This is a genomic window from Enterococcus sp. OL5, assembly GCF_006491895.1.
Lineage (GTDB): Bacteria > Bacillota > Bacilli > Lactobacillales > Enterococcaceae > Enterococcus_D > Enterococcus_D innesii.
Map to the genome: position 1 here is coordinate 298,034 of NZ_VHIL01000004.1, position 18,423 is coordinate 316,456.

16 protein-coding genes and 1 other annotated feature are annotated in these 18,423 nt (G+C 42.4%); of the genes, 8 read left to right on the plus strand and 8 right to left on the minus strand.

Annotated features, from left to right (window positions below; genetic code table 11):
- Nucleotides 1-4: 4 nt before the first annotated feature.
- Complete coding sequence (locus tag FJU10_RS07300; protein WP_140965524.1) at nt 5-661, plus strand: DNA alkylation repair protein; 657 nt, start codon at nt 5-7, stop codon at nt 659-661.
- Nucleotides 662-741: 80 nt separating this feature from the next.
- On the opposite strand, the gene nrdG is transcribed toward FJU10_RS07300, so the two are convergent.
- On the minus strand, nt 742-1,338 hold the full coding sequence (gene nrdG / locus FJU10_RS07305; RefSeq protein WP_140965525.1) for an anaerobic ribonucleoside-triphosphate reductase activating protein: 597 nt from the start codon (nt 1,336-1,338) through the stop codon (nt 742-744).
- Nucleotides 1,339-1,421: 83 nt separating this feature from the next.
- Entirely contained in the window at nt 1,422-3,617 is a 2,196-nt protein-coding gene (gene nrdD / locus FJU10_RS07310) for an anaerobic ribonucleoside-triphosphate reductase (protein WP_140965527.1), read from the minus strand.
- A gap of 286 nt (nt 3,618-3,903) precedes the next feature.
- Between nrdD and FJU10_RS07320 the strand changes: the two genes are divergently transcribed.
- The 6 genes from FJU10_RS07320 to FJU10_RS07345 all read left to right on the plus strand — a co-directional run bounded on the left by FJU10_RS07320 (nt 3,904) and on the right by FJU10_RS07345 (nt 10,694).
- Complete coding sequence (locus tag FJU10_RS07320) at nt 3,904-4,668, plus strand: ABC transporter ATP-binding protein (RefSeq protein ID WP_005236606.1); 765 nt, start codon at nt 3,904-3,906, stop codon at nt 4,666-4,668.
- The gene (locus FJU10_RS07325; RefSeq protein WP_081118479.1) at nt 4,658-6,712 is read left to right on the plus strand and encodes an FtsX-like permease family protein; all 2,055 of its coding nucleotides are present in this window, start codon (nt 4,658-4,660) and stop codon (nt 6,710-6,712) included. Before FJU10_RS07320 ends, FJU10_RS07325 begins: the two co-directional genes overlap by 11 nt.
- 134 nt (nt 6,713-6,846) lie before the next feature.
- Nucleotides 6,847-7,929, plus strand: coding sequence for a M42 family metallopeptidase (locus FJU10_RS07330; protein WP_077452472.1), 1,083 nt, complete (start codon nt 6,847-6,849; stop codon nt 7,927-7,929).
- A 9-nt stretch (nt 7,930-7,938) separates the two neighbouring features.
- Nucleotides 7,939-8,724: a DUF975 family protein gene (locus FJU10_RS07335; RefSeq protein ID WP_223272990.1), complete on the plus strand. Its 786-nt coding sequence runs from the start codon at nt 7,939-7,941 to the stop codon at nt 8,722-8,724.
- Nucleotides 8,725-8,930: 206 nt separating this feature from the next.
- Nucleotides 8,931-9,671 carry an MBL fold metallo-hydrolase gene (locus tag FJU10_RS07340; RefSeq protein WP_140965528.1) on the plus strand — a complete coding sequence of 247 codons (741 nt, stop codon included), beginning with the start codon at nt 8,931-8,933 and terminating at the stop codon, nt 9,669-9,671.
- A gap of 18 nt (nt 9,672-9,689) precedes the next feature.
- Nucleotides 9,690-10,694 (plus strand): lipoate--protein ligase, encoded by a 1,005-nt coding sequence (locus tag FJU10_RS07345; RefSeq protein ID WP_077452469.1) that lies wholly within the window; start codon nt 9,690-9,692, stop codon nt 10,692-10,694.
- 47 nt (nt 10,695-10,741) lie between these two features.
- Here the strand turns inward: FJU10_RS07345 and proS are convergent, their stop codons facing one another.
- Nucleotides 10,742-12,175, minus strand: coding sequence for a proline--tRNA ligase (gene proS / locus FJU10_RS07350; RefSeq protein WP_086292643.1), 1,434 nt, complete (start codon nt 12,173-12,175; stop codon nt 10,742-10,744).
- Nucleotides 12,176-12,216: 41 nt separating this feature from the next.
- Nucleotides 12,217-12,421: a binding site (T-box leader), on the minus strand.
- Between the two features lie 96 nt (nt 12,422-12,517).
- Nucleotides 12,518-14,359 (minus strand): hypothetical protein, encoded by a 1,842-nt coding sequence (locus FJU10_RS07360; RefSeq protein ID WP_223272991.1) that lies wholly within the window; start codon nt 14,357-14,359, stop codon nt 12,518-12,520.
- Nucleotides 14,360-14,536: 177 nt separating this feature from the next.
- Here FJU10_RS07360 and FJU10_RS07365 point away from each other — a divergent pair, with 177 nt between their 5' ends.
- Nucleotides 14,537-15,055: a signal peptidase I gene (locus FJU10_RS07365; RefSeq protein WP_077453859.1), complete on the plus strand. Its 519-nt coding sequence runs from the start codon at nt 14,537-14,539 to the stop codon at nt 15,053-15,055.
- Between the two features lie 58 nt (nt 15,056-15,113).
- Here the strand turns inward: FJU10_RS07365 and FJU10_RS07370 are convergent, their stop codons facing one another.
- From FJU10_RS07370 to FJU10_RS07385, 4 genes are read right to left on the minus strand one after another with little or no spacing between them, the layout of a single operon-like run.
- Nucleotides 15,114-15,794 carry an energy-coupling factor transporter transmembrane component T gene (locus FJU10_RS07370; protein ID WP_140965533.1) on the minus strand — a complete coding sequence of 227 codons (681 nt, stop codon included), beginning with the start codon at nt 15,792-15,794 and terminating at the stop codon, nt 15,114-15,116.
- A complete protein-coding gene (locus FJU10_RS07375; RefSeq protein WP_140965535.1) occupies nt 15,721-17,133 on the minus strand; it encodes an ABC transporter ATP-binding protein in 1,413 nt (470 codons plus the stop codon). The genes FJU10_RS07370 and FJU10_RS07375 overlap by 74 nt, the downstream gene beginning before the upstream one ends.
- Nucleotides 17,130-17,732: an ECF transporter S component gene (locus FJU10_RS07380; RefSeq protein ID WP_077453856.1), complete on the minus strand. Its 603-nt coding sequence runs from the start codon at nt 17,730-17,732 to the stop codon at nt 17,130-17,132. The genes FJU10_RS07375 and FJU10_RS07380 overlap by 4 nt, the downstream gene beginning before the upstream one ends.
- Nucleotides 17,725-18,348 (minus strand): YkoF family thiamine/hydroxymethylpyrimidine-binding protein, encoded by a 624-nt coding sequence (locus FJU10_RS07385; protein WP_140965537.1) that lies wholly within the window; start codon nt 18,346-18,348, stop codon nt 17,725-17,727. The genes FJU10_RS07380 and FJU10_RS07385 overlap by 8 nt, the downstream gene beginning before the upstream one ends.
- Between the last annotated feature and the right edge of the window lie 75 nt (nt 18,349-18,423).

The following is an 18,423-nucleotide window of genomic DNA, read 5'->3' on the forward strand; positions in this document are numbered from 1 at the left end:
CAAAATGACACTCTATCAAGTATATGACACGATGGTGGGGTTGGCTGATTTGGAGCGAAGTGAAAAAATGGCCGCCTACATGCGGCATCAGTTTGATTTTCTGGGCATTCCTGCGCCGTTGCGCCGCCAGCAAGAAAAAACAGCTTTTAAAGCAGCAAAACAAACGAAAACGGTCGATTGGGATTTTATCGATCATTGTTGGCAAAGTAACTATCGAGAACACCAGTACTTTGGGATTGATTATTTAGTGGTGATGGAGCCCTTTTTAATAGCCGTTGATCTAGCAAAAATTGAACAGTTGGTCATAACGAAAGCTTGGTGGGACAGCGTGGACGCACTGAGTGAGGTCGTTAGAAAACTTGTTCGCCGATTGCCAGCGTTAAAGGTTGAGATGCTTCGTTGGAGTCTTGACGATAATCTTTGGCTACGGCGCGTGGCGATTCTCCACCAACTGTTGCAAAAAGAACAGATGGATCAATCATTGCTAGAAGAGATCCTTGTCAACAATTTGGGTAGTTCTGAATTTTTTATCAACAAAGCCATTGGCTGGACCTTGCGAGATTATGCCAAGACAAATCCTCAGTGGGTTCAAGATTTTCTCCTGCGTTATCAAACAAGTCTGGCGCCTTTGACGGTTCGTGAAGCGAGTAAGTACCTTTAAAAAGTAGCTTTACTGGCTGAATATAGCAATAAAAAACACCGTGCAGTATCTTTTTTGAAAGATGCACGGTGTTTTGATCGTTAAATTTGTTTTTTGATTTGTTCGTAGCTTGCTTCCGCATCTTTGCACTTTGCCCAGATAACCGCTTTTCCTTGTTCACGGGATGCAGCAAGATCAATGATTCGTTGATTGCTGCTGCCACGAAATTGCAAGTTTAGGTTTCGCTTACTGAGTTCAAAGCGGCCGTCCACCAAAATATCGATTTTGGATAAGAGTTCCAGTTTATCAGGTGTTTCCAAAAGCAATTCTTCATAGGTGTAGCCGGACCAGCTCCAAATATCTTTGCTGTGCCCGAACTCAGCACGAACGCGATCAACGACTTTCAGACAGACTGTCGTGTTTAAGAAAGGTTCGCCGCCTAGGAGCGTCAGTCCTTGAACATACTCATGTCGCAGATCTTCAATGATTCGATCCTCTAGTTCTTGCGTAAAAGGTGTCCCATAGCGAAAGTTTTGGACGGCTTTGTTGAAACAGCCTTCACAAGCAAACAGACAGCCGCTCACATACAAACTATTTCGAATGCCTTCACCATCCACAAAGTTGAAGGCTTTGTAATCAGCAATATAATTTTGACTGTACTCGTTTGCTTTCCATTCTTGAGGCTTAGGATTTCTCATAAGAAAACTTCTTTCTATCGTGAATTACAGGGGTTGGTCTTCGATAAAAGGAGTGTAGAGGAAATCTAACACTCCTTTTATGATTATTCTTGCAAATGTTTGACCCGAGCAGAGATTTCTTTGTGACGACCGTTGACCATTGGACGAGCTTGAGGATTTCCAAGATACCCACAGGTTCTTTTGACAACATCACAACTTTTTGGATCGTGATTGCCACATTGTGGACATTCAAAGCCTCGTTCGGTTGGATTAAAGTCTCCTTCATATCCGCACTCGTAACAGTGATCGATAGGGGTATTTGTTCCAAGATAAGCGACCCGATCATATGCGTAATCCCAAACCGCTTCTAACGCTTTTGGATTTTGCTGCAAGACTGGGTATTCGCAGTAATGAATAAAGCCACCAGAACAGTATTTTGGATAGTCCTTTTCAAAATCAAGTTTCTCAAATGGTGTCGGATTTTTCCGCACATCATAGTGGAAGCTGTTCGTATAATATTCTTTGTCGGTAATGTTTTCAACTTCACCGAATTTTTCGGTATCTAAGCGACAGAAACGATCAGTCAGGCTTTCACTTGGCGTAGAGTACACGCTGAAATGATAACCGTATTCATCGCCCCAGGCATCCGCATGAGCTTTCAATTCTTTCACGATCGCCATCGTAAAGGCTTTTGCTTCTGGGTCTTGTTCCCAAGTTCCGCCATAAAAAGCAGAAGCAGCTTCGTATAAACCAATGTAGCCAAGTGAAACAGTGGCCCGTTTATTTTTGAATAATTCGTTGACATTGTCTTTGCGATCCAAACGTTCACCGAAAGCCCCATACATATAAAGGATCGGCGCATTGGCGGGACTCGCTTCTTTACAGCGCTCTACGCGATAGACAAGGGCATCTTTAACGATTTGCAGACGGTCCTCCAGCAGCGACCAGAATTTTTCTTGATCGCCATTTGCTTCTAAGGCGATCCGTGGAATATTCAATGTCACGACACCTAGATTCATCCGACCGACATTGATTTCTTCACCACGTTCGTTTTTCCAGCCTTGCAAGAAAGAACGACAGCCCATCGGCACTTTAAAGCTACCGGTCAATTCAACCAATTTATCATAATTCAAAATATCCGGGTACATCCGTTTAGTGGCACATTCTAATGCCAGTTCTTTGATATCGTAATTTGGATCGGTAGGGGCCAAGTTGACCCCGCGGCGAATACTAAAAATCAATTTTGGGAAAATAGCGGTGCGCTTTTCACTGCCTAACCCGTTGATGCGAATTTGGAGAATCGCTCGTTGAATTTCCCGTTCGAACCAGTTGGTTCCTAAACCAAAGCCAAGGGAAGTAAACGGCGTTTGTCCGTTCGAGGTGAATAACGTATTGATTTCGTATTCTAGACTTTGCATTGCATCATAGATATCTTTGCGGGTTTTGCTCTTCGCGTACGCTTCCCGACGTTCGGGCGTCTCGATCCATTCTTCGGCATCTTTTAGATGCTTTTGATAATTCAACTCAGCAAAAGGAGCCAATAATTCATCCGTTCGATCAGCAGAACAGCCGCCATATTGACTCGATGCTACGTTTGCAATGATTTGTGAGATTTGAGCGGTGGCCGTTTGGATCGATTTTGGCGATTCCACTTCGGCGTTCCCAATTTTAAACCCATTATTTAGCATGCCTTTAAAATCGATCAGGCAGCAGTTGGTCATTGGTGTGTAAGGATGATAATCCAAGTCATGGTAATGAATGTCGCCTTTTTGATGGGCATTTGCCACGTGAGGAGGCAGCATTTTCAAACCGATCGATTTTCCTACGATCCCGGCGGTCAAATCACGTTGTGTGTTGAACACATTGCTATCTTTATTGGCATTTTCATTGACGACCGATTGATCTTTATTCATCAATTTGTTGATCGTAAAGTTGATGTCTGTTGCTTTGCTGCGCTTGAAATCACGATGGGTCCGATAGTTGATATATTCTTCAGCCAAGGCATACTCGTTTTTTGCTAATAAGATATGCTCGACGATATTTTGAATCTCATAGATTTTTACATTTGTACGAAAACGTTCCGCGATCTCGTGATCGACACTGTCAACGATCTCGGTGATTTTTTCGTGGTCGATGGGAGAAAGCTCGCCGTTGACTTTTCTTAGGGCTTTCACTAACGCATCGTAAATTTTTTGATCATCAAAATCGACAAGCCGTCCATCACGTTTTACGATTTTTAACTGACGCAAAGCGGACTGTCTTTCCAACCCTTGCTCAGGATTTCTCTTAATGTTCATCATTTCTACCACTCCTTATCTTCCTCAATATAATAAAACATATTATAGAAATGAGCAACTATATATAGTGGTGAATAAGGGATAGTAAATTGGATATACACAATATATGGTGTATATTCATTGGGGTGTTTTCTGAGAAAACTGATAAGATTAAGGATTTGGTTGTTCCATGTTTCACATAATGAATAAAAAACTTTTTTAAATTTATTTTTTCTCTGTTTTTAAGCAGAACGATTCAATGAAAAGTATGCTACCATAAGGAGAGAATTTTTTTTAAGGAGGGTTCTATGTGAAAAATATGATTGATGTGAAGCATCTTACCAAAAGTTACGGCACTCGATTCAATCAAACCAAAGTATTAGATAACCTTTCTTTTGCAGTGGATCAAGGAGAATTTGTTGGGGTTATGGGACCAAGCGGTGCTGGGAAAACGACCTTGATGAATCTGTTGTCTTCTATCATGCGACCTAGCTTAGGCTCGATCTATATCGATGGCAAAGACATTACCCGAATGTCGGAAAAAGCCCTCAGCGATTTTCGGCGTCAGCAGATTGGCTTCATCTTTCAAGATTTTAATCTTTTAGAGACATTGACAGCCAGAGACAATATCCTGCTTCCGTTAGCCATTGATCGCTTGCCCGTGAAGGAAACCCAAGTACGTATCGAGGAGACCGCCAATTTGTTAGGGATCGAACACTTATTGGATCGTTACCCAGAAGAATTGTCTGTAGGGCAAAAACAAAGGGTCGCTGCTGCTCGCGCAATCATCAGTCGTCCGGCGGTCCTTTTTGCTGATGAACCCACCGGAGCCCTTGATTCAAAAGCGGCGACAGAATTGTTACGGTATTTGGCACAAATCAATCAACAAGAGAAAACAACGATCTTGATGGTCACTCATGATCCTTTCACCGCCAGCTACTGCAATCGGATTTTATTCATCCGCGATGGCGTCTTCTTTGCAGAAGTTGTCAAAAAAGGCAGTCGTCAGGAATTTTTCGAAAAAATCATCGATATGCAGGCAACGATTGGAGGCGGTCCGCGCCATGTTGTTTAAAATCGGCTGGCGGAGTTTTTTGCGGCAGTTTCGCAATTATATGGTGTATTTTATCTGTATGATGACTGCCGTGATGATTTTCTATTCATTTAATGCTTTGATGAACGATCGTCTCTTGAATCAAAGAGTTCAGCAAGATATCCGGATCGAAGGGGTATTAGGATTCGGCAGCAGTGTGGTAGCATTTGTTGTCTTGTTTTTTATGCTGAGTGCCAATCATTTTTTTCTTAGCCAGCGACAAAAGGAAATCAGTGTCTATCAGCTTTTGGGGTTACGTCAAGGTCGTCTTGCTTGGTTGCTGCTGCGGGAAACGTTTCTACTGAATTTTTTCTCTTTAGTAACCGGTATTTTTATGGGAATTATTTTTTCGAAATTCTTTTCAATGATTTTGATTCGGGCAATGGGCCTGAATTTAACCAGTCATTTCTTTAATTCCCCACAATCGATTTTTTCGACGGTCTTTGTTTTTATCGCGGCGATGATCATTTTGAGTATTCAAGTGATCCTTTTTGTTTGGCGTACCCCAATGAGTGAATTGATCAAGACCGAATATCGCTTACCGATCAAAAAAATGAAAATGACTCCATTTCGTTCCTTAATGGGGGTTCTAGGTCTGATTCTACTTGGAGTAGGCTACTATCTGTCATTAACCCTGCGGGAAACATGGACCAACTATATCACGTATACGCAAGACTTTTCAGCGATTCTATGGATCCCATTACTGATTCTATTTTGCTGTGTAACGGCAACCTATCTCTTTTTTGATTGTACGTTGCCGGCACTGTTGTATTTTTTGAGCAAACCCAAAAAACACCTCATTAAAGGGGCAAAATTGATTGCTTACAATAACGTGCGTGCATACTTGCAAAGGACGTGGAAAAGCTATGCCCTTTTGACGATCATTACCGCGATCGCGATCTCACTGATTGGGGGAACAATGGGGGTCATCTCATTAAATTACCAAGCAACGAACCGTATCTACCCAACCTCTTTTCAAGTGTCAGGAGAGCAGGCGGGGACCTTGCGTACCCTTTTAGAAAAGTCGGGTATGCCAATTACAGCGGAGCAAACGATTCCTTACAAAATGACCAATATGACGGTGCAGACTCGCTACCTAGGAGAGTTGCAAGATGAAAGTGTAGAAAATATGATGGTGAATCTGGTGGCACTTTCTGATTATCAGCGTCTACGAAAACTGGTTCCAAATGCTCCTGAAATTCGACTGAGTACAGACAAGCAAGCGGTCCTTTTTGATAGTCAGTACGACGTGACTCGTTCATTTGTCACGTATCGGGATGAAGTCAAAGTTGGCAGTCAACATGAGTTTAAACTTATCCAAGCACAGCAGGACTACTTTGGGGATTATGCCTTGCGCTATTCTTTGCCAAATGTCCTTGTCATTCAAGATGATGCGTACCAACAAATCGAGGGATTCACCTATAGCATTGCTTATTTGCAAACCGAAAAGGTGCAAACAGAAGCGCTAACGCAGTTGTTAGATGAAGAATTGCCGATCGAGTGGGCGCATCCTTTGACCTATGAATTTAGCGACGACCAAAAAAACGTACGCTTTTATCCAGAGACCGCACGGGATTCAAGCAATGATAGTGGTCAGACGACCGCTTATCGGCTAACGTTAGCCAATCGCTTTACAACAATGCGGGGGGTGCGGCGACAAGCAGGAATCATTTTGTTCGTATCGCTGTTTGTTGGGGTGATCGTTTTGATCACCACGTCTAGTAGTTTGATCGTTCGACAATTTTCTAACACGGAGCGGGAAAAGCACAATTACCGACTATTGACAAAATTAGGCTACACCCGTAACGAAGTGCGCAAGTTGGTGTACTGGCAAAACATTTGGATTTTTATGCCCGGCACCTTATTAGCGATTTTGCATGCGGTATTTGCTATCAATACCTTCACACAGATCATCGACAGTCCCGGGTATTGGGTCGCTCATTTGTTTGCAGGAGTAGCAGCAGTTGTCTATCTATTTGCCTATTTGATTACCGTCAAGCTGTGTCTGCGGATTATTGAAACTTGATCTATTTATACGATAAAACGATTCTAGGAAACTAGGATCGTTTTTTTCATTTAACCAATCTTTTTGTATTTCCCTCTGGCACTAGATTAAGAGAATGGTATAATCATAATCAATGAGACAAAGGAGGAAGCAAGATGGAGAAAAAAGAAGAACAGCTTTTAATAGACCTAACGACTGCGCGTGGGGTTCCTGGGAATGAGGAGGAAGTGCGTGAAGTCTTTAAAGAATATGCCAAAGACTTTGCTGAAGATATCTTTTTTGATGGTTTAGGAAGTGTCATTGCGAAACATGTTGGTGATGGCGGCGGTCCGAAAATTTTTATTTCGGGACATATGGATGAAGTCGGCTTTATGGTAACGAAAATTACGGAAAAAGGCTTTATTGAATTTCAAACCCTTGGTGGCTGGTGGGGGCAAGTGATGCTGGCACAGCAAGTCGAGATCAAAACCAATGATGGCAAATTGATCCACGGTGTCGTCGGCTCAAAACCACCCCATGTCTTGAGTCCAGAGACTCGAAACAAACCTTACGATATCAAAGATATGTTCATCGATATCGGCGCTTCAAGTGAAGAAGAAGCCAAAGGCTGGGGGATCCGTCCTGGAGATATGATCACCCCCTATATCCAATACAAACGGATGAACGACAGCAAATTTTTGCTAGCCAAAGCATGGGACAATCGAATTGGTACGGCGGTATCACTACGGGTATTAGAAACCTTGGCAGCCGAAGGACATCCAAACTGCTTGTTTGCCGGCAGTGACGTGATGGAAGAGGTTGGCCTAAGAGGGGCACGAACAAGCACTCACTTAGTGAATCCCGATATCGCTATCGCCCTAGATACTGGTACCGCTGGGGACACACCTGGAATGACACCAAAAGAAGCGGATTCTGTGTTAGGCAAAGGCCCACAAGTCTTGATTTTCGATGCTTCCATGATTCCTCATAAGAAATTATTGAATTTTGTGATCGATGTCGCCGAAGAGATGGAAATTCCTTTCCAATATACCGTGATCACTGGTGGGGGAACCGATGCTGGTCAAATGCATTTGACTCGTGATGGGGTTCCTTCAATCGCTATTACTGTGCCAGTTCGTTACCTGCATTCTCATACTTCTGTCATTCATGAGGATGACTACTTCAATACAGTCAAGCTTGTAACGGAAGTGGTTCGCCGCTTAGACGATAAAACCGTTAAAGCATTGCGCAGTTATTAAGGTGAGTCTATGAGATCAAATACAATGATTCGAGAGACGGCTAAAAACTCCTTGCGCGGATTCTGGGGAACATTCGTCTTAAGTATTTTAGCAACGGTTGCCGTACAAGCGGTCGTCAATTCACTGTTCAGTAGTTTAGGCTCTTCCGTAGGGACAAACAACGCAGGAAATTGGCTTGATTTTATTTTGGACAATTTTGTCTTCTTTGCTTTTTCAGTAGCATTGAGTATTATGGCACTCTATCTGGTTCGTGGCAGAGGAATCAAGGTGGCGGATATTTTTCTAGTCTTTGATAAGCGTCTGTATGTACCGTTTTTGCTACTAAATTTAGTGAGCGCGCTTTTAAATTATCTTTTGAGTTTTGCGATTTTCTTGCCGCAATTTGTCTTATCAGGCCTTAATCAATATTTGGGCTTGGTATTTAATTTTAATCGGGGAATTTCTATTGATGTATCGATGTTTAACGGTTCGATCGCTTTTGTGGTTGGGACGATTCTCTCCATCATCTTGTTCTTCTTTTTGTCGCAAGTCGTTACTGGTGTGATCCAATTAGCAATCTATCTACGCTATGATCAGCCGGAATTAGGGGTTCTTCAGTCTATCAAAGTAGCCTTTGCTCTCTTGCGACCACATCTGGGCCAATACATTTGGCTGCAATTATCATTGATTGGCTGGTTTATTCTGGGTTTCTTGGCGCTTATAATTGGGATGTTGTGGGCAAACGCCTATGCGTATGCGGTGAACGCAGCATTCTATGAAGAATTGATCAATGAACAACGAGCGCTAATTAGGTAAGCAAAAAAAACGACGTACCATTGGAATGGTTCCTTAAGGATAGAGTAGAACACTCATTCAAGGGATTCATCAATAGACGTCGTTTTTTTCTCATTTTCTTGATACTTTTCGCAAAAAAAAATGTTCAGATTTTAGTCAAATCAGCAGAGATGTGATAGCATTAAAGAAGTAGAAAATCAGCTTGAGCCAAAGAGGAGGAAACACAAGTGAAAATAACTGTCTTAGGTTGTTTAGGTGCCTATCCGTATAACGGTGAAGGGACTACTGGCTATTTAGTTGAGTCAGAAGGCTTTCATTTGCTGCTTGATGCGGGAAGTACCACCTTGGTCCAACTAGAAAAAATCCTTGATCCCTTAGACTTAGATGCAGTGATTTTGACGCATTACCATCACGATCATATTGCGGATTTAGGGGTATTGCAATACTATTGGCAATTATATCCTGGAAGCGAAGAACGCCAGATTTTGCCGATCTACGGCCATGGGGAGGATACGGTTCATTTTGAAAGCTTGACGATGCCTGGAGTGACTCAAGGAATTGATTATCTCCAAACGGAGTCATTGGAATTAGGCCCGTTCATCATTACCTTTATGAAGACGATCCATCCAGTCACTTGCTATGCCATGCGATTTGTTGAGAAAAACACCGGCAAGGTCTTTGTTTTTACTGGAGACTCTGGCTATTTAGAATCTTTTGTTCCGTTTGCACAAGGAGCTGACCTGTTTTTGGCAGATACCTATCTTTTTGCAGGCAATGAGCGGCACAAGGCTCATTTTACTTCACAAGAAGCAGGGGAGATTGCCCATGCAGCGCAGGTGAAAAAAATAATGTTGACGCATTTGCCGCAACATGGTGACTTAGAACAGTTACGAGAAGAGGCTGCACTAGCTGCTAATGGGATCCCTGTTGAGTTGGCGGCTGTTCAAAAAATAGTAGAAATCATCTAATTAGGAGGAACGAATAGTATGCTTTTTGTACCAAATGAACTGAACGACCCACGCATCAATTTAGCCATCGAGATTTTTCTTCTTCAAGAAATGAAAGTGGATGAACCCATCTTACTTTTCTACATTAATGAACCATCGATTATCATTGGACGCAATCAAAATACGATCGAAGAGATCAATAAGGAATATGTGGATGAACATGGGATTCATGTCGTTCGTCGCTTCAGCGGCGGCGGTGCAGTCTATCATGATTTCGGAAACTTGAATTTTAGTTTTATTATGCCTGACGATGGCAATTCTTTCAGAGATTTTGAAAAGCTGACGAAACCAATCGTCCAAGCCTTGCATGAGATGGGGGTTGAAGGAGCGCAACTAAAAGGCCGCAACGACCTTGTGATCAATGACATGAAGTTTTCTGGGAATGCGATGTACGCAACGAATGGTCGGATGTTTGCTCATGGCACGATCATGTTTGACAGTGACATCAATGAAGTGGTCAACGCATTGAAAGTCCGCAAAGACAAAATCGAATCAAAAGGTATCAAATCGATCCGCTCAAGAGTAACCAACATCAAACCATTCTTGCCAAAAGAGAAGCAAGACATGACGACTGAAGAGTTCCGTCAAGAAATCTTATTGAAGATTTTTGGTGTCGATTCCGTTGAAGAAGTCAAAACTTATGAATTAACAGAAGAAGATTGGGTCAAGATCAATGAGATTTCCGATAAGTATTATCGCAACTGGGATTGGAATTACGGTAAATCTCCAGCCTTTGATATTGAACGCCGTCATCGCTTTCCAATCGGATCCATCGAAGTTCGTTTGAATGTGGCAGAAGGAAAAATTACGGATGCCAAAATCTTTGGTGACTTTTTCGGCTTAGGGGACATTGCGGATGTAGAAGAAGCCCTGATCGGTACTCGCTATGCGAAAGAAGATTTGGCACAAGTCATTGCCAACATTGATGTCAAAAAATATTTTGGCAACATCACGCCTGAAGATTTTCTTTCATTGATTTATTAATCAAAAAACGAAGCAGCCTTTTCAATTCTGGCTGCTTCGTTTTTCTATTAGTATGCGCGGGCGATCCAAACGGTATGCTTGGCAGGTTTTCCGCTGACGATATCGACTGTTTTTTCAATTGGTGCTTCAAACGGAATGTTCCGGGTAGTAAAGCCGGTTTCTTCTTTGATTTTCGCTTCCGTTTCTTCCGAGCCGTCCCAACCGATCAAGACAAAGCCAGTGACTTTTTCTTCTTGTTTGCACGTTTCGATATGTGCTTTTAGTTCATCTAATGTATCGATGTTGGTGTACTCATTTTCTTTGTTCCGTTCCTTCGCCGCTTGCAATAAGCGTGGGGTCATTGCTTGCAGTTCTTGATCAACGAAGGCTTCTAAGTCCTCAAGCGCCACCGTTTGCTTGTCAGCCAGGTCGCGGACTTTGACCATCACTTTGCCAGCTTCTAAATCTCTTGGGCCACATTCGATTCGCAAGCAAGCGCCTTTTAGTTCCCATTCGTTGAACTTATAGCCAGGTGAGTTATCAGAATCATCCAAACGAACACGAATGCCCTTGGCTTTAAAGTTGGCATACAGTTCTTCTAATTTTTCTAAGATGGCTGGATTCTTTTTCCAAGGACCGACTGGTAACAACACAACTTGGGTTGGTGCAATGGTTGGTGGGAAAACTAAACCATTTTCATCGCCATGGGTCATGATCAAGGCACCCAACAAGCGGGTAGAGACACCCCAAGAGGTTGTGTGGGCATGGGTATGCTTGTTTTCTTTCGTTAAATACGTAATATCAAATGCTTCAGCAAATTTTGTCCCCATGTAGTGGCTGGTTCCTGCTTGGACTGCTTTACCGTCTTTCATCATCGCTTCGATTGAATAAGTATCAACTGCTCCAGCAAAACGCTCAGAAGGGGTTTTTTGTCCGCGATAAACAGGGATCGCTAGGAATTCTTCGCAAAGGCGGGCATATTCATCTAAGACTTTCATGGTGCGTTGACGTGCATCTTCTTCATTTTCATGAGCGGTATGACCTTCTTGCCATAAAAACTCTGAGGTACGCAAGAAAGGCAATGTTTTCTTTTCCCAACGAAAGACGTTTGCCCATTGATTGATTTCATAAGGCAGGTCACGGTAGGAGTTGATCCAATCAGAAAAGGCAGAGCCAATCATGGTTTCTGAGGTTGGTCGCAAGGCCAAAGGTTCTTCCAATTTTTCATTGCCGACTTCTGTGACCCATGGCAATTCAGGCGCAAACCCTTCAATATGATCGGCTTCTTTCATAAAGAAATTTTGCGGAATCAGCATTGGGAAGTACGCATTGCGAATGCCCTCTTTTTTCAAGAATCGATTGAACTCTTCTTGGATGTGCTCCCAAAGTTCGAAGCCGTCAGGACGGAAAATAATGGAGCCTTTCACTGGGGAGTAAGCCATCAATTCGGCTTTTTGGATCGTTTGAATATACCATTCTGTAAAATCATTTTTTTGTGTCATTCTTTTTCCTCCTTAAAAAAATAAAAAAGCATCTCGTCCTAAAAAAGGACGAAATGCTTGGATTTCGCGGTACCACCTTTGTTGATTATCTATCGTGATAATCCAACTCGTAAAGGATAAGGCCTTTCCACCGACCGTTTTGCGGTCATTGCCATTGGGTAGGTTCATTTTATCAGTGGGTATCGATTTTTCAGCTGCCATCGACTCTCTAAGACCATTATAAAACTACTATTCCAATGCTTGTTGCTGTTCTTTATCATGCTAAAGCGAAAAAGCGAAAAAAGCAAGAGTTTTTTCGCTTTTTCTTAAAATCGCTCCTTTAAGACTAATGTAGCAAGACGGTCAGTCGAAAGACAGCGGATCTATCTTCGCCCTAAGTGTCAAATGCAAGAGGTGTAGCCCGTTAGTTTCTTCGATCCGGATACTTCCTTGATAGGCTAAACAAAGTTGTTCGAGCATTTGCATGTCAGCCTGCATCGCCTGTCGTTTGGTTTCATCGTTCTGTAGTTTTTCTGCTTCTTCATTTGAGAGAAGCGGCATTTGGCAGTCGATATGCAACTGGCCGTTCGTGTCATTCACCCTCAACGCGAGTCTTCGCTTTTGAGGATCAGTGATCGCACAAGTGTATCGGATGGCGTACTCTAGGCAATGAGCGATCAAGGATAGACGATCATTTTCCTCCAATTGTTCCAGTGGTTCTATGATGCCATCACAGGCAAAGGTGATTCTTTTTTGAGTAGCTGTGTGTTGATAATTAGTAATCAGCATCGTTGTGAGTGATTCTTTTTCAACGGATGGACGTGTTAGCTGTTGTTTGATCTGTTCTTCGATCTCACAAAGACCTTCGTACGCCGCTGCCAATTGTTGATCTTCCAACATGTCCTTGACTGTATGAGTTCTTTTTTTGATGGCTTGCAAAACTTGTTGCATTTTTAATGATTGTTCTGGGTTATTCGCTTGCTGTTTCTCATAAAGACGGAGTTTGATATCTGCCGTATCGATCCGCTTGTTTTTGCCTTCGCTGGAAAAAAAGAGTTCAAGAAAGCCGTAACAAGTAAAGATGATAATTAGTAAGAAAAAGATGATCGAACGCCAATTGACATCAGATTGTGGCAAAACTAAAATATCCTGAATATACAAGAAACAATGACCGATAGCCGCAACGACGATCCAAGGTGCACAAATGACAAAAAATGGATTTTTTTTCAATGCTTCATAAATCGCCGCAAAAGAAGTAACAAAGGTGCTGGTGATATTCAGTAAAAACATGTAATTCATGATAGTGGGTAAACTTTTTGTTTGAAAAAGAGCGAAAAGGATCGCAAAGAGACCGAAGGAGTAATGAAAATATAACCATTTCTGGTAATACTTACGAACAAAGTGCATGTTTGTACAGTAAAACCCAATCAGAAACATTGGCGTAATGATAGAAAGAATATTTAACATCGCAGAATTCACGATTGGAGGAAACAGTAGTCCACCAAGCATATCGCTAAAGCCTGCTTCCAAACCTGCAGTTAAAGCAAAACCACTGAATAGGATAGAAGACAATTTAAGCTTTCGTTGATTGATAAAAGAAACGATGACATAAAACAAGTTGATGATACAAATAAATCCTGTAAATAAGAGGATATAGATATTTAAAATTGACAGACTGAAGACATAGCCGATCAGTGCATTTGCAGGTCCAAAAAAGACTTCGGCGGGAAATCCGGAATAGGTGTCAAAAGGGCTAGTTACGTATATTTTTAATGTCTTACCAACGTAATCCTCAGGTAAGGTAATAAAGGCCAGTGTTTTACCTGGATGATTGAGAGTCAATGGATCATTTGGCTCCTCGTTGGTGTAAATTTCTTGATCATCGAGATAGACGGTCATGTGTTGGTGGTCGCCAATTAGCAACATCGTAGGGTATTTATAATCATTGGTCATTTTTCGCTTCATCACAAAACGATCATTGGCTTTCACACTAGGTAAATGTTTCACATAACGACTAATAAAAGTTGATTCGGGATTGTCCTCGGCATAGAAAATCCAATCTTCCTTTTTCTCCACTGCATGGATATCAGAAGTTGGGAATAAAAAAAGAACGAGAAAAGAGACGATACTTCCCAGTAAAAATAGAACCAGAAGGATGAAGGGGATCCAACGTTTTAAAAACAATTTGTTATTTAAAAAAGGCATATTTTTTCTCCTCTGTTTTTTAATCGCCTTTAGCATAATATATATGATTAAATAAAGTCAAATAATAATAGATAGAGTTGCGTATAAAAATTCAATGAATCGTTTTTAAATATTTGAAAAAAAAGAATTATGTTATAGAATCATAAAATAAACTGAGGTTTAGAAGGAGAGGAAAGAATGAAGCTTTTTCCAAAACAAAGTATCATGCTCTCACTTTTTGTTCTGATGTTCATGCTGCTATCTGTCCTAACTGTTGTAATACCGCATGCATTTGGTTTCACAATGGCTATTGTTACGAGTGATGCAATGGAACCGACATACTCTAAAGGAACGCTGCTTTTTGTTAAAAATGCTTCAGAAGATAATTTAGTGGTTGGCAACGAAGTAACGTATTATGTCGATCAAGGTAGACAAATGCGGACCCGGAGAATCGTTGCGGTTGCGGAAAACCAATCAGTACTGTACACCATTGGTGACAATCAAAACCAGATGGAGCCAAAAGAAATTCAAAAAAGCCAAGTGATTGGCCAGCCGATTTTTTATATCCCAAAAGTTGGGGCTTGGTTGAATCAAACGACGATCCAGCTGTTTAAAAACATGTATCTGCTTTTCGCCTTGTATATTTTAGCAACGACCTTGTTCGTCACGTTTTATCAAATAAAATCTGGTTCAGTAAAAAAGACGATCACTTCTTAATATATAGAAAAAGACAAAGAAACGTCAGGGTTTCTTTGTCTTTTTCTCTCTTAATTGATTATAGGATGAGTGTCCCCCCCAGTCCCATTACCAGGCATAAGGATAGAAATAGTGCATCCATGAAAGTGACGCGAAAGGTGTTTGCGTAAGTTCGCTTGGCTTCGCTGTCAAAACCTCTTGAAAGCATGGCAGTCGCCAATAATTCAGACCAACGAATCGATTTGACCAATAAAGGGATCAGCATTTTAAATGAAAACGGATTGACCGAGATTCCTCTGGAACGCATGCTATTACGGATATTCTGATACTCTGCTGGAATAATGGGAGCAATTTGAAACGCAGCCAGTAGACCGTAGGCAAAAACGGCAGGCAGACGCAGCTGTTGCTGCAGTGAATAAATCAATTCATTGATCGTGGTGGATACACTGAAGGAGCTTCCTAGAATGCCAAAGCAATAGATACGGCTTGCCATATCAAGACCATAGCGAATAGCTGCTGCAGAGGAAGGACCGCCTTGATTGCCTTGGTAATAAAGGAGTCCAGTGAAAAAGACCCCTGTAGCTGCCAGTGTCAATGCAGAAAAGAGCAAAAGACTTTTTTTCAAGGAGCGTTCGTTTACAGTAATACCAAAGAACAGGACCGAGAGTAGCAGGTTTAATCCGAAATTATTTTGAAAAGAAACCAGTAAGGCGAGCCCTAAAATGGCGAATAATTTGACTGTTGGATTTAGCGTGCGCATCTGCATCCTCCTTTTCATAAAGATTGAAATCAATGATTTGGGAGCAGAACTGTTGCAATAACAAGATATCATGGCTAACGATCAAAACTAACGTGCCAGTGGTTGCTTTTTCGGCTAATAGCTGCATGATCTGCCAAGCTTGTTTGATATCTTGACCATAGGTCGGTTCGTCCACGAGCAGCAGGTCGACCGGGCGTTGCAGTAAAGAGGCAACAGCCAAGCGCCGTTGCTGTCCTTGACTCAGTCGAAAAGGTGACTGAGTGCTCTTATTTTGCAGGCGTAATTTTGCTAGTAGCTTTTCGCTCTCGGTCGGGGCGCTACCTTGGCTAAGCTCTTGGGCAACGGTGGCAGCCAAAAATTGGTCTTGCGGATTTTGCATGATCCAACTGATGGAGCGAAAAGGTGACGGATACTTCTTGATTGGTTGACCTGCCAAGAGAATATCCCCTTTGTAGGCATGCTGCTGCAAAATAGCTTTTAAAAACGAAGATTTGCCACTGCCGCTGCGTCCAGTGATCCCAATCAGCGTGCCTCCATCAAATGCAAAATTGGGAAAAACAATCTCATGGTTGCGGATCGGTAATCGGAATTGCTGAAAAGATAGCCGTTTTTTGTTAGAAGACGACTTGATTTTTGCAAGCGGCAGTGTCTTTCGCATGTGTTGATCAAGGTCACGGATCGCTGCTTGATCGATCATTCTGAAATCTTCTTCAATCAATAGCCACTCATCGACCCAGTTAGCAGTCTCTTTGATTTGATGGTCGATCAATAAAATACCAATGGCTTTCTTTTGTTGAATGTGCTGCAGTTTTCGGATGACTTTTTTGCTGGTGTCCGCATCCAAATTCGCAAAGGGCTCATCCAAAAGCAAGTATTGGCTTTCTAGGATTAAACAGCAAGCCAATGCGGCTAACTGTTTTTCACCCCCAGACAAGGTCGTGAAAGGTTGATCTGCAAGATGAGTGATCTCGCAAAATGCCAAAGCGTCAGCCACTTTGTTTGGCATGTCTTTTTGGGGAATACATTGATTCTCTAAACAGAAAAGCAGCTCTTCTCGAGGTGTTGCCATACAAAACTGCATATCAGGATTTTGAAACAATAAGCTGACGGTCGTGCTTCTTTCCCGAATGGAAAGCTGGTTCATCGTTTGGCCGTCAATCGTATACGTCCCTCCATCAAACCCCTTCTCGTTGAGTCCCGCTAAGAGATGGAAAAGGGTGCTTTTCCCTGATCCTGAAGCACCATAAATTCCCTTTGTTTCACCAGGGGCCAAAGACAGAGTCAATTCAAGTCGCTTTTGATCCACCAAAAAACAGCCGTTTTTTACTAACAGACTCATACGATTTCCCGTTGGACAGTGATCGTTTGATCGTTAGCGATAGGGTAACTGTTGAGGACTCCCATTCGTGCCAGATGGTCACAGACGATCTTCACCAAAAAGGCTGAAAAGAACAAAGAAGAAAGCAAGCGAATAAGAAAGATCGCCAACAGCAACTGCCATTGCAAGTCAACGAAATTTGATCGAAGAATCCCCCAAAGAAAACTCGTGATCGTGGCGCCCACGGCTCCAGTAACTAAAGGAAACCAGCCATAGCGGCGGTAGCGGCCTAATGCAAAGCCGGCCTCGGTTCCAATCCCTTGTACAAAACCACTAATAAAAATAATAGGTCCATAAAAATTCCCCATAAACACTTCTAAAAGAGCCGCAATCATTTCAGTGATCGTAGCTGCCCCCGGCTTACGTAGCACATATCCGGCAAAAGCTGCCGCCATGAACCAAACACCAAAGATAAACTCATTGGCTAAGACAGATAAACCAAAGGGGGTTAGAAGTGTCCCTAATAGCAATCCGAAATGGACAGCCCCAAGATAGATCACGCCAAAAATCAGCGAAGCAATTCCTACCATGATGACATCTTTCAACGCCCACTTAGTCATGTGGCATCGCCTCCTTTTTTGAAGGGCTATTGACTGAAACCGTTGCTTCCAGAACATAGTGGGGGAGATGATCATGAGCATAAGCTAATGCGGCTTCAAAATAAGCAAAGAGTTGACTTGCTGATCCCGTCAGCATCGTCACATAGTGAGCGGAACGAGGGCTCAAGCCATGAGTTTCTGCCAGCTGGACGATCGTGGCGATTTCTTCCATATAATGATTTTCGCCAAATACATAAAACGAATATTTGCAATCAACCAAAAAGTCACCATTCGCAAGGTTCTTTCCTTTATTGGGTTGCGCCTGTTCGCCATTCAAAAACGTGTCCCCTGCAGTGTCCCCGGGGCAGCCCTTGGAAAAGGTAAACTCACCCACGAGGTGTGTCTTGGATTCGTAGGCGTTGATAAATAGCGCTGCTGCTGCGTCTAGGACACTGGGCGCTTCCCCACGAAAAAGGGTGCTAAACAGGTCGGTTTGCTGCCAAACAGCACTCGTATTCGTTTTTTCGATACTTGTTAAAATTTGTTGCGCGAAATGGTCTTTCATTGGGTACAAGCTCACACGGCACCCCGTGATATCGATTCCATCTTTTGCACAGGCGATTGGTTTATTTGCCATTTTTCTCTTCTCCTCTCGATGGTTTTTCTGTCTACAAAAAAAGCGTTCCTCCTTTTTCTATCCACACGTAGACAG

What these genes read in the sequence shown, in the direction of transcription:
- FJU10_RS07345 (WP_077452469.1), top strand. Translation starts at nt 9,690, where the DNA reads ATGCTTTTTGTACCAAATGAACTGAACGACCCACGCATCAATTTAGCC.
- proS (WP_086292643.1), bottom strand. Translation starts at nt 12,175, where the DNA reads ATGACACAAAAAAATGATTTTACAGAATGGTATATTCAAACGATCCAA.
- FJU10_RS07325 (WP_081118479.1), top strand. Translation starts at nt 4,658, where the DNA reads ATGTTGTTTAAAATCGGCTGGCGGAGTTTTTTGCGGCAGTTTCGCAAT.
- FJU10_RS07375 (WP_140965535.1), bottom strand. Translation starts at nt 17,133, where the DNA reads ATGAGTCTGTTAGTAAAAAACGGCTGTTTTTTGGTGGATCAAAAGCGA.
- FJU10_RS07300 (WP_140965524.1), top strand. Translation starts at nt 5, where the DNA reads ATGACACTCTATCAAGTATATGACACGATGGTGGGGTTGGCTGATTTG.
- FJU10_RS07370 (WP_140965533.1), bottom strand. Translation starts at nt 15,794, where the DNA reads ATGCGCACGCTAAATCCAACAGTCAAATTATTCGCCATTTTAGGGCTC.
- nrdG (WP_140965525.1), bottom strand. Translation starts at nt 1,338, where the DNA reads ATGAGAAATCCTAAGCCTCAAGAATGGAAAGCAAACGAGTACAGTCAA.
- FJU10_RS07365 (WP_077453859.1), top strand. Translation starts at nt 14,537, where the DNA reads ATGAAGCTTTTTCCAAAACAAAGTATCATGCTCTCACTTTTTGTTCTG.
- FJU10_RS07360 (WP_223272991.1), bottom strand. Translation starts at nt 14,359, where the DNA reads ATGCCTTTTTTAAATAACAAATTGTTTTTAAAACGTTGGATCCCCTTC.
- FJU10_RS07385 (WP_140965537.1), bottom strand. Translation starts at nt 18,348, where the DNA reads ATGGCAAATAAACCAATCGCCTGTGCAAAAGATGGAATCGATATCACG.
- FJU10_RS07330 (WP_077452472.1), top strand. Translation starts at nt 6,847, where the DNA reads ATGGAGAAAAAAGAAGAACAGCTTTTAATAGACCTAACGACTGCGCGT.
- nrdD (WP_140965527.1), bottom strand. Translation starts at nt 3,617, where the DNA reads ATGATGAACATTAAGAGAAATCCTGAGCAAGGGTTGGAAAGACAGTCC.
- FJU10_RS07380 (WP_077453856.1), bottom strand. Translation starts at nt 17,732, where the DNA reads ATGACTAAGTGGGCGTTGAAAGATGTCATCATGGTAGGAATTGCTTCG.
- FJU10_RS07335 (WP_223272990.1), top strand. Translation starts at nt 7,939, where the DNA reads ATGAGATCAAATACAATGATTCGAGAGACGGCTAAAAACTCCTTGCGC.